A 15,237-nucleotide genomic window follows, 5' to 3' on the forward strand; every position below is an offset into this window, starting at 1 on the left:
AGGAGCCGGCGAACTTCCTCGACGTCGGCGGCGGCGCCACCAAGGAAAAGGTTACCGAGGCGTTCAAGATCATCACCTCGGACCCGAACGTCAAAGGCATATTGGTCAACATCTTCGGCGGCATCATGCGCTGTGACGTGATCGCCGAGGGCGTCGTCGCGGCGGTCAAGGAAGTCGGCCTCAAGGTGCCGCTGGTGGTGCGGCTGGAAGGCACCAATGTCGACAAGGGCAAGGCGATCCTCAACGACAGCGGCCTCGCCATCACCGCCGCCGACGACCTCGACGACGCGGCGCAGAAAATCGTCAAGGCCGTGGGGTAAGCGGACGTGAGGCGGTTTCTGAACGCAGCCTTCATTGCCGCTATGTCACTTGGCGTTGTGGGCGGCCCCGTGCTTGCTCAGGGACGATCTCTGTGCAGCCCGTCGTTCATGGATGAGTTCGCTTCATACCTGGATACACCGCCTGGCGCAGAACTTCATGATTTCCAGTTTGTGATGGCCTTCTTGAATAGCTGCTTGCTTGCCGATTTCGACGCTCAGGATTTCCGCTCTTTGGCACATTTGTGGGGCTGGGAAACAATCGAAGGGGAAGCTCTCGATCTCTTGCCGAACTCGCCGCGCGGCGAAACCTTTCGAAAAGAAGCGTGGTCGGTTTCTCCCTTGAATAACAATGATCCGATCTTTGTGCTGTCTATTTCTGCCGCGGATGGAGATATCGGAATCGATAGTTGTAAAGTTTTTGGTAAGCAGTACGAGCCGGCGGCGATCTTGCGGAAGATCATCGAATTTTATCCCGTTACAAGGTGGGAGGAGCGGCAAGGTAGTTGTGTTGCTGAATTCTCCCGCGACCGCTACGGAAAACGAGTGCGGAGAACGGTTGGCATCGAGATGCCCACTGGCGCTGGCGCAAAATTGGTCAATGCTGACGACATACAAGCGTCCTCACGCACTCTGGAATCCAAATAGCAGAACGGGACCAGGTTCGATGAACACAAATAGGAAGACGCTGACAATTGAATTGTCCCAAGAGACGCTTGAGCGCCTAGAGTTTTTGGCGAAGCAAGACGGACGGTCACTCGCCGAAACAGCTGAAAAGCTCTTGGCCGATGAGGCTGAGGCGCAAGCCGGTTTGGCGCGTGGTCCTTTCTCCCGAAAATACATGTATCGGGCTTAACGATAGCATTACAAGAACAAGGACTTTCTCGCACCATGTCCATCCTCGTCGACAAGAACACCAAGATCATCGTGCAGGGTCTGACCGGCAAGACCGGCTCGTTCCATACCGAACAGGCGCTGGCCTATCACGGCACCCAGATGGTCGCCGGCACCCATCCCAAGAAGGGCGGCGAGACGTGGCAGGGCGATGCCAACGGCCGCGCCGTCGAACTGCCGATCTTCGCCTCGGTGGCGGAAGCCAAGGAGAAGACCGGCGCCGACGCCAGCGTGATCTACGTGCCGCCGGCCGGCGCGGCCGCCGCGATCGAGGAGGCGATCGCCGCCGAGATCGGCCTGATCGTCTGCATCACCGAAGGCATCCCGGTGATGGACATGGTCAGGGTCAAGGCCAGGCTCGACAAATCCAAATCGCGGCTGCTCGGGCCGAACTGCCCCGGCGTCCTGACCCCCAACGAATGCAAGATCGGCATCATGCCGGGCAACATCTTTAAAAAGGGCAATGTCGGCATCGTCTCGCGCTCCGGCACGTTGACCTACGAGGCGGTGTTCCAGACCACCAGCGAGGGGCTCGGCCAGACGACGGCGGTGGGCATCGGCGGCGATCCGGTGAAGGGCACCGAGTTCATCGACATGCTGGAGCTGTTCCTGGCCGACGACGCAACCCAGTCGATCATCATGATCGGCGAGATCGGCGGCGCGGCCGAGGAAGAGGCGGCGCAGTTCCTCAAGGACGAGGCGAAGAAAGGCCGCTCGAAGCCGACGGTCGGCTTCATTGCCGGGCGCACGGCGCCGAAGGGCCGTACCATGGGCCATGCCGGGGCGGTGGTCTCCGGCGGCAAGGGCGGCGCCGAGGACAAGATCGCGGCGATGGAAGACGCCGGCATCCGCGTCTCGCCCTCCCCGGCCCAGCTCGGCAAAACCCTCGTCGAACTCCTCAAAGGCTGACGATGGGGTTCAAAAAAAGCCGGCGCGATAACCTCCCGCGCCACGGCATCGCCGAAAACGCAGTCCAAAGGGTTCAGGCATGGTACGGTCGTCACTGTGGCGGTCCGGTTCCCCGAACGATCGATCACAGGAGACGGCACCCGGACGACGGGGTCGCGACGATATAGATGGCACGCACTGAAGCGAACGAAACCTTCGCGCTTACCTCCTTCCTCTACGGCGGCAACGCCGACTATATCGAGGATCTGCACGCCCGCTACGAGGACGACCCCAGTTCGGTCGCCGACGAATGGGGCGATTTCTTCAAGGCGCTGAAGGACGACCGCTCGGCCGTCCTGAAAAGCGCGGAAGGCCCTTCCTGGGAAAAGCCGAACTGGCCGATCCCGGCGAATGGCGAGCTCGTCTCCGCTCTCGATGGGGATTGGGGGCAGATCGAGGCAAAGGTCCAGGAAAAGGTCAAGAGCAAGGCCCAGACCAGCGGCGTCGACCTGCCCGGAACGGCCGTCCACCAGGCGACGCAGGATTCGGTCCGGGCGCTGATGCTGATCCGCGCCTATCGCGCCCGCGGCCATTTGCACGCCAAGCTCGATCCGCTCGGCATCGCCAAGCCGGCCGACGACGATTACAACGAATTGTCGCCGAAGGCCTACGGTTTCACCGAGGCCGATTTCGACCGCAAAATCTACATCGACAACGTTTTGGGGCTGGAATTCGCCACCATCCGCGAGATGGTCGACATCCTCGAGCGGACCTATTGCTCGACGCTCGGCGTCGAATTCACGCACATCTCCAATCCGCAGGAAAAGGGCTGGCTGCAGGAGCGCATCGAGGGTCCGGACAAGGGCATCGCCTTCACCGCCGAGGGCAAGCGCGCGATCCTCAACAAGCTGATCGAGGCCGAGGGCTTCGAGAAGTTCATCGACGTCAAATACAAGGGCACCAAGCGCTTCGGCCTCGACGGCGGCGAGGCGCTGCTGCCGGCGCTGGAGCAGATCATCAAGCGTGGCGGCCAGCTCGGCTTGAAGGAAGTCGTCTTCGGCATGGCCCATCGCGGCCGTCTGAACGTACTCAGCCAGGTGATGGGCAAGCCGCTGCGGGCGATCTTTCATGAGTTCAAGGGCGGTTCGTACAAGCCGGAGGACGTCGAGGGCTCGGGCGACGTCAAATACCATCTCGGCGCCTCGTCGGACCGGGAGTTCGATCAGAACAACGTCCATCTCTCGCTGACCGCCAACCCGTCGCATCTGGAAATCGTCAATCCGGTCGTCATGGGCAAGGCGCGGGCCAAGCAGGACCAGATCGCCGGCCGCACCCGGACCGAGATCGTGCCGCTGGAGACCCGCGCGCAGATCCTGCCGCTGCTGATCCACGGCGACGCCGCCTTCGCCGGCCAGGGCGTCGTGGCCGAATGCTTCGGCCTGTCCGGCCTGCGCGGCCACCGGGTCGCCGGCTCGCTGCACTTCATCATCAACAACCAGATCGGTTTCACCACCAATCCGCGCTTCTCGCGGTCCTCGCCCTACCCGTCCGACGTCGCCAAGACCGTCGAGGCGCCGATCTTCCACGTCAATGGCGACGATCCGGAAGCGGTGGTCTATGCCGCCAAGGTGGCGACCGAATTCCGGATGAAGTTCCACAAGCCTGTCGTCATCGACATGTTCTGCTACCGCCGCTTTGGCCACAACGAAGGCGACGAGCCGGCGTTCACCCAGCCGATCATGTACAAGACGATCCGCCAGCATCCGACGACGCTGGAGATCTACTCCAAGAGGCTCGTCGAAGGCGGGGTGGTCAGCCAGGAGGAGGTCGACGCTCGCAAGGCGGAATGGCGCAAGATCGTCGAGGAAGAGTTCGAGGCCGGTCAGAGCTACCTGCCGAACAAGGCCGACTGGCTGGACGGCGCCTGGTCCGGCCTGCGCAAGGCGGAGGAGCTCGAGGAGCCGCGCCGGGGCGTGACGGGCGTTCCGCTGAAGACGCTGAAGGACATCGGCGGCAAGCTGGCGACGGTGCCCAAGACCTTCAACGTCCACAAGACCATCCAGCGCTTCCTCGACAACCGCGCCAAGATGATCGACACCGGCGAGGGCATCGACTGGGCGACCGGCGAGGCGCTGGCCTTCGGCACGATCGTCGCCGAGGGGCATCCGGTGCGGCTGTCCGGCCAGGATTCCGAACGCGGCACCTTCTCCCAGCGCCATTCGGTGCTCTACGATCAGGAGGACGAGAGCCGCTACATCCCGCTGGCGCATGTCGCCAAGGGTCAGGCGATCTACGAGGTCATCAATTCGATGCTCTCGGAGGAAGCCGTACTCGGCTACGAATATGGCTACTCGCTGTCGGAGCCGAACGCCCTGACACTGTGGGAGGCGCAGTTCGGCGACTTCGCCAATGGCGCGCAGGTGGTCATCGACCAGTTCATTTCGTCCGGCGAGCGCAAATGGCTGCGCATGTCCGGGCTCGTGCTGTTGTTGCCGCACGGCTACGAGGGCCAGGGGCCGGAGCATTCCTCGGCGCGGCTCGAGCGGTTCCTCCAGATGTGCGCGGAAGACAACATGCAGGTCGCCAACGTCACCACGCCGGCGAACTACTTCCACATCCTGCGTCGGCAGCTGAAACGCGATTTCCGCAAGCCGCTGATCCTGATGACGCCCAAATCGTTGCTGCGCCACAAGCGGGCGGTCTCGAGCCTGTCGGAGATGGCGGGCGACACGAGCTTCCATCGCCTGCTCTGGGACGATGCCGAGTTGCGCAAGGATTCGCCGATCAAGCTGGTGAAGAACGACAAGATCCGGCGCGTCGTGATGTGCACCGGCAAGGTCTATTACGACCTGCTGGAGGAGCGCGAGAAGCGCGGCATCGACGACATCTACCTGTTGCGTCTCGAACAGCTGTATCCGTTCCCGGCCAAGGCGCTGATCACCGAACTGTCGCGATTCAAGCAGGCCGAGATGGTCTGGTGCCAGGAGGAACCCAAGAACATGGGCGCCTGGTCATTCATCGACCCTTACCTCGAATGGGTTCTGGACCATATCGGTTCAAAGAAGCGACGCGTGCGCTACACCGGCCGTCAGGCGGCGGCCTCGCCGGCGACCGGCACGATGTCGACCCATCAAAAGCAACTCGCCGCCTTCCTAGAAGACGCGCTGGGCTGAACCGAACGCCACGACCGAACCGGACCTCGAAAGACGTAGAGAACGATGAGCACCGAAATCAAAGTCCCGACGCTGGGTGAATCCGTGACCGAGGCCACCATTGGCCAATGGTTCAAGAAGGCCGGCGACCGGGTCGAGATCGACGAGACGATCGCCGAACTGGAAACTGACAAGGTGACCGTCGAAGTGCCGGCGCCGGTGGCCGGTGTGCTTGAGGATATCGTCGTCCAGGAGGGCGAGACGGTCGAGGTCGGCGCGGTCCTCGGCTCCATTGGCGAAGGGTCCGGGTCGAGCGCCGGGACGACGACGCCGACCGAAAAGCCGAAGAGCCAGGCGGCCAAGGCGGATGCCGCGGCAGACACCAAGGCCGATTTCGGCGGCGGCGCTACTGGCGATGCGTCGAGATCTGGTGGCGATGCTGATGAAAAGGCCGCGTCGGGTGACATGCCGCCGGCCCCGTCGGCCAAGAAGATGATGGCCGAAAAAGGCCTCGGTGACGGCGATGTCGATGGCTCCGGCAAGCGCGGCCAGATCCTCAAGGGCGACGTGCTCGAGGTGATCGCCCGCGGCGCGCCGTCGAGCCCGCAGGAAAAGCCGGTGGCCGCCCGCGCCCCGTCCTCCCAGGACGAGGTGGCAGGCGAGGAGCGGGTCAAAATGACCCGCCTGCGCCAGACCATCGCCCGGCGGCTGAAGGACGCGCAGGACACGGCGGCGATGCTGACCACCTTCAACGAGGTGGACATGACCGCTGTCATGGAACTGCGCAAGAAATACAAGGATCTGTTCGAAAAGAAGCACGGGGTGAAGCTCGGCTTCATGGGCTTCTTTACCAAGGCCGTCTGTCACGCGCTGAAGGAGATTCCGGCGGTGAACGCCGAGATCGACGGTACTGATCTGGTCTACAAGAACTACGCCCATATCGGCGTCGCCGTCGGTACCCCGAAGGGTCTCGTCGTGCCGGTGGTGCGCGATGCCGATCAGATGACCATCGCCGAGATCGAGAAGGAGATCGGCCGGCTCGGCGTTTCCGCGCGCGACGGCAAGCTCACCGTCTCCGACATGCAGGGCGGCACCTTCACCATCTCGAATGGCGGCGTCTACGGCTCCTTGATGTCGACGCCGATCCTCAATGCGCCGCAGTCCGGCATTCTCGGCATGCACAAGATCCAGGAGCGGCCGGTGGCGATCGGCGGCCAAGTGGTGATCCGGCCGATGATGTATCTGGCGCTCAGCTACGATCACCGGATCGTCGACGGCAAGGAGGCGGTGACCTTCCTCGTGCGGGTCAAGGACAGCCTGGAAGACCCCGAGCGGCTGGTGCTGGATCTTTAGGAAGGAAGCTGAGGGCTCCGGCAATACTAAGGCGGCGAATCAATTGCTGATATGGGGTGCGAGCTCGGGGGATGAAGGTGACCGACGTCGCTGGAGAATTGGGCGAACCGAACGAAGCGACACGGCGCGTGTTACGTCTCACCAGCCTTTTCCCGAGCGCCCTTGCTCGTCGCCGCATCACTCGATTTGAGGTGTGCGTGCTGCAATGCCCCACCGGCCGGATTCTCGCGTGCGATCCTATTGTCGATCCTCAGACGGCGCCTTGCTTCGTCCACAACATCCGTCCGGGCCGATATCCCGCCTATGTCTATCTCTACGACCACCGCGAGTATGTGTCGCTGGGTACCGTAGTAATGGCGGAACTCAGGTTCGGCCGCCGCCGGGTAGAGACCTGGCAGCTCGCCCGGTTCGAGGACACCGGGTCCTACGCTCGTGACGGCTACAGCGTGGACTCGGCAAAAGGGTGCTTCTGCGACGCTGCCCTGCGTCCATTTCTTGATCTGTCCGAGGCCAGTAACGATCAGATCGACGCAATGCTGGAAGATCTTTTCTGTTGCTCACCCTACGGTGAGCAGTGCTTTGACGAGCAAAGCGGAATGAATGCGGCGGTATTCGATAGCGGTGATGGCGACGGTACGTACAGATCCTATTGGGGCATGGATGCGACAGGCTCGATAGCCAGGCTAGTGACGAGCTTTGGCATCATGGAGGACGGATGGCGCTCGCGTGCGCCGCAGACAAGTCCGCGACAAGAACCTGCTTTGTCGACAAGCGGGACAGGCGAGTAAGTGCTGGAGGCCATGAATGACTGAACGCGTGATGATCGTAACCGGCGGGTCGCGCGGGATCGGCGCCGCCACCGCGCGGCTCGGCGCCAAGGCCGGCTATGCCGTCGTCGTCAACTATTCGTCGAACGAGGCGGCGGCGAATTCTGTTGTCGCGGAGATCGAAGCGGCTGGCGGCACCGCGATCGCGGTCAAGGGCGACGTCGGCGTGGAAGCCGACATCGTCGCGCTGTTCGCAGCCGCCGACAAGCTCGGGCCGCTGGCGGCGCTGGTCAACAATGCCGGCGTCGTCGACGCCGTCGCGCCGGTCGCCGAGATGAGCGCGGACCGGCTCGACCGGATGTTCCGGATCAACGTCATCGGCAGCTTTCTCTGCGCCCGCGAGGCGGCAAAGCGCATGTCGACGGCGCGCGGCGGAAAGGGCGGGGCGATCGTCAATCTGTCCTCAGCGGCGGCCAAGCTCGGCCTCGGCGGCAGTCGGGTCGACTATGCCGCGTCGAAGGGTGCGATCGACACCTTTACCGTCGGCCTCGCCAAGGAACTCGCCGGCGAGGGTATCCGCGTCACCGCGGTTCGGCCCGGCATCATCGCGACCGACATTCACGCCTCGGGCGGCGAACCCGACCGGGTCGAGGAAATCGCGCCGACCCTGCCGATGCAGCGGGCCGGCACCGCCGAGGAGGTGGCCAAGGCGATCCTCTGGCTACTCTCGGACGAGGCGTCCTATTCGACCGGCACGATCATCGACGTCTCCGGTGGCCGGTCGATCCTGCCGTGAGTACGGCAAGTGCGCTCATTCCGTCACTCAGCGTCGAGATGGCCTACCTCGTCCTCGCCGTTGGACTCCTGTTCGTCCACATGGCGTTGCAGGGCGGACTGATGCTCGCCCAGACCGGCGTGCCCTACAATGCCGGCCCACGCGACGCGGCCATCCGCCCGAGCGGGATGGCGGCCCGGGCGGATCGGGCCTATCGAAATTTCCGCGAGACCTTTCCGGCCTTTGCCGCGCTGGTTCTCGCGGTTGAAGTGACCGGCTCTGCTGATGGATGGACTGGCATCGGCGCCGGCCTTTATTTCTGGGGCCGGGTCGCATATGTCCCGGCGTATCTTTCCGGAATCCCGTGGCTGCGTTCGGCGCTCTTCGGCGTCTCCGCCACGGGCATCGTCATCCTACTTTGGGGCCTTGTTCTGTAGCGCCTCCCAGCTAGCAAAGAGTGCAATATGTCTGCCACCTTCGACCTCGTCGTCATCGGCTCGGGACCCGGCGGCTATGTCTGCGCCATCAAGGCGGCGCAGCTCGGCCTCAAGGTCGCCGTCGTCGAAAAGCGCAAGACCTATGGCGGCACCTGCCTCAATGTCGGCTGCATCCCGTCGAAGGCGCTGCTCTACGCCTCCGAGATGTTCGCCGAGGCCGGCCATTCCTTCGCCGAACTCGGCATTTCGGTCGAGCCGAAGCTCGATCTTGCGGCGATGCTCGGCCACAAGGACAAGACGGTGAAGGCCAATGTCGACGGCATCGCCTTCCTGTTCAAGAAGAACAAGATCACCGGGGTCATCGGCACCGGACGCATCAAAGCGGCCGGCGAAGTCGAGGTGACCAAGGAGGACGGTTCGACCGATACCCTGTCGGCCAAGGCGATCTGCATCGCCACCGGCTCGGCCGTCGCCGGCATACCGGGCGTCGAACTCACCTTCGACAGCGAAACGATCGTCTCCTCCGACGAGGCGATCGCGCTGGAAAAGGTGCCGGAAACGATGGTCGTCGTCGGCGGCGGCGTGATCGGCCTTGAGCTCGGCTCGGTCTGGGCGCGGCTTGGCGCCAAGGTGACCGTCGTCGAATATCTCGACAAGGTGCTGGGGCCGATGGACGGCGAGGTCTCCAAGGCCTTCCAGAAGCTGCTCGCCAAACAGGGCATCGCGTTCCGCCTCGGCGCCAAGGTCACCGGCGTCGAGAAGACCGACAAGGGCGCCAGCGTCAGCTTCGAGCCGGTCAAGGGCGGCGAAGCGGAAACGCTCTCGGCGGACGTCGTGCTCGTCGCCACTGGCCGCAAGCCCTATACGGAGGGGCTCGGACTGGAAGAGGCGGGGGTCAAGCTCGATGATCGCGGCCGGGTCGAGATCGATGGGCATTTCGCCACCAACATCGCGGGCATCTACGCGATCGGCGATGTGGTGAAGGGCGCGATGCTCGCCCACAAGGCCGAGGACGAGGGCGTGGCACTGGCCGAGCAACTCGCCGGGCAGGTCGGCCATGTGAACTACGACGCGATTCCTTCGGTGGTCTACACCTCGCCCGAGGTCGCCTCCGTCGGCAAAACCGAGGAGGAGCTGAAAGAGGCCGGCATCGAATACCGGGTCGGCAAGTTCCCGTTCATGGCCAATGGCCGCGCCCGGGCGATGCTCAAGACCGACGGATTCGTCAAATTCCTCGTCGACGCCAAGACCGATCGGGCGCTGGGCTGCCACATCCTCGGCGCGGGCGCCGGCGACATGATCGCGGAAGCGGCGCTGTTGATGGAGTTCGGCGGTTCGTCGGAGGATCTCGCCCGCACCTCGCACGCGCATCCGACCCTGTCCGAGGCGATGCGCGAGGCGGCCTTCGCGGCCTTCGCCAAGCCGATTCACGTGTGACGGGACGGCGGCGAAAAAGCCGTCCGACGTGATGTTCCACGTGAAACATCGACAAGAAAAAAGCCCGGCGCGTCAGCGACCGGGTCTTTCTGTAAGACGATGAGGCTGGGTTCAGCCCTTCTTGTCGGCCTCCTTCACCACGGTGCTTGTGTCCGTGCCGGTGGTGTCGGCGGTGACGATGGGCGTCATCGGCGCCTCGGCCACGGTATCCTGGTGGGACGCGCATTGCGCCATTGCGCCGCCGGTCGCGGCGGCGAAAAGCCCGAGGCTCATGGTCACAGCGAGTAAGGATCTCATGCGCAGGCACTCCTTGGCTGTTTCGACAAGGAAGCGTACGCTGGTCGGTCTCGTCCAACAAGTCGACGATGGTGCGCCTGACGGGGCCTCATACGCCGAAGACTCGCCTGAGCTGTTGCGGGAGGCCACCCCAGCTGCGTCAGTCGGCCCGCGTGACGGTCCAGCCCGCCTTGCGAAGCAACGCGACGATGCCGTCCTCGCCGGGAAGATGCAGGGCGCCGGTGGCGACGAAGGCGCCGCCTTTTTCCAGCATCGGCCGCATCCTCTCGGCCATGCGATGGTTGCGTTCGGTGACGACGCGCTCTTCGAACTCGGCGTAGCCCTTGCCGGCGCCGACGAGGATGCCGCCATCCGGCACCGCGGCCTCGATCGCCGGCATGATCGTTGCGATCTTTCCCTCGCGATAAAGCGCCAGCATGGTCTCCATGACATCTGGCATACGATCCTGGAGATCGATCGTCGCCAGAAGGCTGTCGACCTGGAGATCGGTCGAGAGGGAAGCGAGGGCGCGGAGCTGCTCCTCGGAGGATTCCAGTCCTTCGACCGGCTTGCCGGCGGCGATGGCGCGCTCGGCGAGCCGGACGTCGAGGACCGAGGCGCCGCCCTTTTTCCGCGCCGCTTCGCAGGCCGGCAGCATCAGGCTCATGGAGGTGAACCACGGCTGCAGGGTCTGGATCGACTGGAACGGAATCCCCTTGGCTGCCAGCGCCGTTTCGAGCTTGGCCTGCTCTTGCGAATCGACCAGATCGGCGAGGGTCTGGCCCTTGGGAAGGTTGATCAGCTCCGGATGGGCGAAAAAGGCGGCGGCGGCCTTGACCGGATCGAGGACATCTGTCGTCTCGATGACTAGGCGCTCGGACGCGGTAAAGGCGTTTTCGGCCGGCGACGGCAGGGCGAGAACGCGCGGATCGGTGAGATGGATGGTGCCGAACAGATGGGACGGCGCGAGGCCGGCCCGCTCGACGCGAAACAGTTTACCGGCGCCGTTGGGGACCGCTGCCGCCTTTGCCTCGACGCCCGCGAGTTTGCCCTCTGCCCGCAGGGCGGGGCGGAGATCGCGGCCGTTGCAGGCATCCGGCTCCGCCGCGTCTGCGGTCAGGATACCGACGATCAGAAACGCCAAGACGATGCCGGGCAGCGTGAGGCAAAGCCGGAAGAGGATCGTCGCGTAACGGTCGAAGCGGTCGATAGGGCCGGTCATGGGCGGCTGATGAACTCCCTCGCAAGAACTGCGCAGTCTAGGGGGGAATTACGACCAAAGCCTGAATCTCTCAGGGTTTTCACTCCGACCGATCAGGCGCGGTGGCGCGCACGCGGGTGGGCCCCGTCATAGATCGACAGGAGCCGGGCCGAATCGACGGCGGTGTAGTTCTGCGTGGTCGACAGGCTGGCATGGCCGAGAAGGTCCTGAATCGTTCTGAGATCCCCACCGGCCGACAACAGATGGGTGGCGAAGGAGTGCCGCAGCGCATGCGGCGTCGCCGATTCGGGCAGGCCGAGGCCGCCCCTGAGCCGCGCCATGGCGCGCTGGATGATCTGCGGCTTCAAGGGGCCGCCACGGACGCCGCGAAACAAGGCCTCGTTCGGGTGCAAGGCATAGGGGCACAGGCGACGGTATTCGGCCACCGCCTCGAGCACGGCGGGAAGCAGCGGCACGAGTCGCGTCTTGCCGCCCTTGCCGGCGATGGGCATCGACCGGGCGGTCGGATCACTGAGTGCGTCGCCGGGCAGCGCCAGCGCTTCCGAGATACGCAGCCCACAGCCGTAGAGAAGTGTCAGCACGGCGACGTCGCGGGCGGCAATCCAGGGCTCGGCGGCGAAGGCTCCGGCATCCTCGGTGACGGCTTTCGCATCGGGGATACTCAGCGGACGCGGCAGCGACCTCGGCTGCTTCGGTGCGCGCATCGCCTTGGCGCCGGCGGAGGAGGCGAGCCCCTTCTTTTCCAGATGCCGGATGAAGGAGCGAATCCCGGCAAGACCGCGGCCGAGAGTCTTGGCGCCGGCGCCGTCGCGGCGGCGCGCGGCGAGAAAGCCGCGCAGTTCGGCGGTCTTCAGGTCGGCGAGATCGCCGAGATCGGCGGGGCGGGCGTTGTAGCCGGTGAGGAAAACTAGGAACTGGCGCAGATCGCGCTCATAAGCGGCGAGCGTGTGACGGCTGGTACGGCGCTCCTCGGCCAGCACCGTCAGCCAGGCGGCCTTTTCGGCCAGCAGGGGCTTGGTGGCATGGACAAGAACCGTCTGACTCATCGTCGCTTTCCCGCGTCACTTCTCGTGAGAAACATCCTGGTCGAATCAACACCGCCAGGCACTGGAACCGTTCCGCCAGCATCCACGATCAAGGTGAACGCTTCGTTCTCGGAACCCCATTGGCCCGATCCGGGTTTCCTTGTCGATGCCGCCCCCCGCGCCCTTGTTTGGTCGCGACCGGCACTAGCCATTTCCTCGGCAGCCTTGCGGAGCAAGACGCCGACCCTTTTCCATCGAAGGAGATTCCCATGAAACGTCATGCCACTGCAATCTGGAAGGGCGCACTCGGCGACGGCACCGGCGCAATCACCACCCAGTCCGGCGCCCTCAGCGATCACGGCTATTCGTTCAAGGCCCGGTTCGAGGACGAGAGCGGCAAATCCGGCACCAATCCCGAGGAGCTGCTGGCAGCGGCCCATGCCGGCTGCTTCGCCATGCAGCTGTCGCATTTCCTCGCCGAGAACGGCACGCCTGCGGACGAGCTGAAGGCGACATCCGTCGTCAATGTCGAACAGGTCGCGGCCGGCTTCGAGATCAAGCAGAGCGCCATCACCCTCGAGGCCAAGGTCCCTGGCATCGACAAGGCCAAATTCGATGAATTGGCAGAGCAGGCGAAAACCGGTTGTCCCGTATCCAAGGCACTCGGTGCGATCACGGTGACGCTGGACGCCAAGCTCGTCTGAGCCTCGATCCCTATTCGAGATCAACGGCCCGTGCGTAGCGCGGGCCATTCGCATTGCAGGGCCGGTTCCGCGGCCCGGCGGGTTACAGCGAACCGCAGCCACGTCCCAGCGATATGGTCGCAAATCAGGCGCGATGGCACTAGATTGGCGTTTGTCGGCTGCCATCGGAGCCGCGAACGGCTTTCGGGGCTTTGATGAACACGCAGGGTGAGGCGACCGGTGGCGCGGGTCGCGGCGACGATCGACTGTTCGACGGGTTCAAGGAACCGGTCGGGGAACCGTCCCTCGTGGAATCGCATCGTACGGTCGATGTCGCCCATGGCGCCGGGTTCCTGCGCAAGTTCGCCGCTTTTCTCGGGCCGGGCTTTCTCGTCGCCGTCGGCTACATGGACCCGGGCAACTGGGCGACCTCGATCGCCGGTGGCTCGGAGTTCGGCTACACCCTGCTGACCGCCGTGCTGTTGTCGTCGCTGATGGCGATCCTGTTGCAGGCGCTGTGCGCGCGGTTTGCCATCGCCACCGGGCGCGATCTCGCCCAGGCTTGTCGGGATGCCTTTCCCAGGCCCGTCGCCTATGGCTTGTGGGTGCTGGCGGAACTGGCGATCATCGCCACGGACCTTGCCGAGGTCATCGGGACGGCCATCGGACTGCAGCTGTTGTTTGGCCTGCCGCTGGTCTGGGGCGTGGTCATCACCGCGCTCGATGTCTTTTTGATCCTCTATCTGCAATCGCGGGGATTTCGCTGGGTCGAGGCGTTCATCGTCACGATGATCCTGGTCATCGCGGCCTGCTTCGTCGGCCAGCTGATCCTCGCCGAGCCGTCGATCGCCGCGATTCTGGGTGGTTTCCTGCCGACGCCGGAAATCGTCACCAACGACCGGATGCTCTATCTGGCGCTCGGGATCCTCGGCGCGACGGTGATGCCGCACAATCTCTATCTGCATACCGGTATCGTCCAGACCCGGGCTTATCGTCAGGACACGGCCGGCAAGCGCGAGGCGATCCGGTTCGCGACGCTGGATTCGACCTTCGCGCTGGGGTTCGCGCTGCTGGTCAACGCATCGATCCTGATTCTCGCTGCGGCCGCCTTTTACGATCGCGGGGCCGGCGTAGTGGAGGATCTCACCGACGCGCACGCCCTGCTGGCACCGCTTCTGGGGGCCTCGATCGCGCCGATCCTGTTTGCCGTGGCGCTGCTCGCCTCGGGTCTGGCGTCGACGGTGACCGCCACGATGGCCGGGCAGATCGTCATGCAGGGATTCTTGCGGCTGCGGCTGCCGCTGGTGGCGCGGCGGCTGATCACCCGCGGGCTGGCGATCGTTCCGGCGGCGGCAATCATCGTCATCTATGGCGAACGCGGCGCCGCGGAGTTGCTCGTCCTCAGCCAGGTGATCTTGTCGCTGCAACTGCCCTTCGCGGTGGTGCCGCTGGTGATGTTCTCCAGTGACCGGCGCAAGATGGGGGATTTCCGGGCGCCTGTCTGGGTGCTGGCGCTTGCTGTCGTGATCGCGGTGCTGATCGTCGGATTGAACGTCAAGCTGGTTACGGATTTCCTCGCCCTCGGGGCGTGACCGGCGGTGGGCGGCCTTGCCGACGCTCTGCGATGTGACGACCGGATGACGTCAGGGAAGGCCGGTAAGCAGGGGTTTGCGGCGATTTCAGGAAATTTTGCTGCAGTGCATTTTTTCGCAAATCGACTGTTGACTCCAAAAGCCGGGACCGCCTATAAGCCACTCATCGACGGCGAAGACGCCGCCGGCGAGCCCTTGGGTTTGCTCTGGTGTCAGGCAGTCGGAAACAATCAGAAGGCAGACCGGTCACGGTCGTTCTTCAGGGTCACTCGAGGCGCACAGCGTCGACCGGCCCGACGGCGAAGTTTTCGCCGTGATCTTTGACAATTTGATATTGAGAAGAAAGAGAAGCGTGGGCGGCGGTAAGTCTGCGTGGAGTTTCGTGCCGATTTCCTTTTCGGTTACGAGGCATCCATGAG

13 protein-coding genes and 1 pseudogene are annotated in these 15,237 nt (G+C 64.1%); 11 read left to right on the forward strand and 3 right to left on the reverse strand.

All coding sequences use genetic code 11. The annotated features are described in order from the left end of the window. From sucC to lpdA, 9 genes and pseudogenes are all read left to right on the forward strand, one after another. A pseudogene (gene sucC, locus VSX60_RS20540) lies at positions 1 to 320 on the forward strand (succinate--CoA ligase subunit beta); the annotation flags it as partial. Positions 321 to 326: 6 nt separating this feature from the next. Beyond that, positions 327 to 965: a hypothetical protein gene (locus VSX60_RS20545; RefSeq protein WP_327626118.1), complete on the forward strand. Its 639-nt coding sequence runs from the start codon at positions 327 to 329 to the stop codon at positions 963 to 965. Positions 966 to 1,208: 243 nt separating this feature from the next. Beyond that, complete coding sequence (sucD, locus tag VSX60_RS20550) at positions 1,209 to 2,120, forward strand: succinate--CoA ligase subunit alpha (RefSeq protein WP_327626119.1); 912 nt, start codon at positions 1,209 to 1,211, stop codon at positions 2,118 to 2,120. Between the two features lie 167 nt (positions 2,121 to 2,287). Further along, on the forward strand, positions 2,288 to 5,272 hold the full coding sequence (locus VSX60_RS20555; protein ID WP_327626120.1) for a 2-oxoglutarate dehydrogenase E1 component: 2,985 nt from the start codon (positions 2,288 to 2,290) through the stop codon (positions 5,270 to 5,272). 45 nt (positions 5,273 to 5,317) lie between these two features. Then, on the forward strand, positions 5,318 to 6,604 hold the full coding sequence (gene odhB / locus VSX60_RS20560) for a 2-oxoglutarate dehydrogenase complex dihydrolipoyllysine-residue succinyltransferase (protein ID WP_327626121.1): 1,287 nt from the start codon (positions 5,318 to 5,320) through the stop codon (positions 6,602 to 6,604). Between the two features lie 71 nt (positions 6,605 to 6,675). After that, positions 6,676 to 7,392: a DUF4241 domain-containing protein gene (locus tag VSX60_RS20565; protein WP_327626122.1), complete on the forward strand. Its 717-nt coding sequence runs from the start codon at positions 6,676 to 6,678 to the stop codon at positions 7,390 to 7,392. 16 nt (positions 7,393 to 7,408) lie between these two features. Next, positions 7,409 to 8,167, forward strand: a complete 759-nt coding sequence (locus tag VSX60_RS20570; protein WP_327626123.1) for an SDR family oxidoreductase — start codon at positions 7,409 to 7,411, stop codon at positions 8,165 to 8,167. Next, on the forward strand, positions 8,164 to 8,583 hold the full coding sequence (locus VSX60_RS20575; protein ID WP_327626124.1) for an MAPEG family protein: 420 nt from the start codon (positions 8,164 to 8,166) through the stop codon (positions 8,581 to 8,583). Before VSX60_RS20570 ends, VSX60_RS20575 begins: the two co-directional genes overlap by 4 nt. A 27-nt stretch (positions 8,584 to 8,610) precedes the next feature. Further along, positions 8,611 to 10,020 (forward strand): dihydrolipoyl dehydrogenase, encoded by a 1,410-nt coding sequence (lpdA, locus tag VSX60_RS20580; protein WP_327626125.1) that lies wholly within the window; start codon positions 8,611 to 8,613, stop codon positions 10,018 to 10,020. A gap of 111 nt (positions 10,021 to 10,131) precedes the next feature. Here lpdA and VSX60_RS20585 read toward each other — a convergent pair whose 3' ends face one another. The 3 genes from VSX60_RS20585 to VSX60_RS20595 form a co-directional block, all read right to left on the reverse strand. After that, on the reverse strand, positions 10,132 to 10,317 hold the full coding sequence (locus tag VSX60_RS20585; RefSeq protein ID WP_327626126.1) for a hypothetical protein: 186 nt from the start codon (positions 10,315 to 10,317) through the stop codon (positions 10,132 to 10,134). A gap of 139 nt (positions 10,318 to 10,456) precedes the next feature. Beyond that, entirely contained in the window at positions 10,457 to 11,518 is a 1,062-nt protein-coding gene (locus tag VSX60_RS20590) for a TraB/GumN family protein (protein WP_327626127.1), read from the reverse strand. 92 nt (positions 11,519 to 11,610) lie between these two features. After that, the gene (locus tag VSX60_RS20595; RefSeq protein ID WP_327626128.1) at positions 11,611 to 12,564 is read right to left on the reverse strand and encodes a tyrosine recombinase XerC; all 954 of its coding nucleotides are present in this window, start codon (positions 12,562 to 12,564) and stop codon (positions 11,611 to 11,613) included. A 248-nt stretch (positions 12,565 to 12,812) separates the two neighbouring features. Here VSX60_RS20595 and VSX60_RS20600 point away from each other — a divergent pair, with 248 nt between their 5' ends. After that, positions 12,813 to 13,247 (forward strand): OsmC family protein, encoded by a 435-nt coding sequence (locus VSX60_RS20600; RefSeq protein ID WP_327626129.1) that lies wholly within the window; start codon positions 12,813 to 12,815, stop codon positions 13,245 to 13,247. A 194-nt stretch (positions 13,248 to 13,441) separates the two neighbouring features. Further along, the gene (locus tag VSX60_RS20605; RefSeq protein ID WP_327626130.1) at positions 13,442 to 14,818 is read left to right on the forward strand and encodes an Nramp family divalent metal transporter; all 1,377 of its coding nucleotides are present in this window, start codon (positions 13,442 to 13,444) and stop codon (positions 14,816 to 14,818) included. The last annotated feature ends 419 nt before the right edge of the window (positions 14,819 to 15,237 follow it).

Origin of the sequence: Aurantimonas sp. A3-2-R12 (assembly GCF_036016755.1) — a bacterium.
GTDB lineage: Bacteria > Pseudomonadota > Alphaproteobacteria > Rhizobiales > Rhizobiaceae > Aurantimonas > Aurantimonas coralicida_A.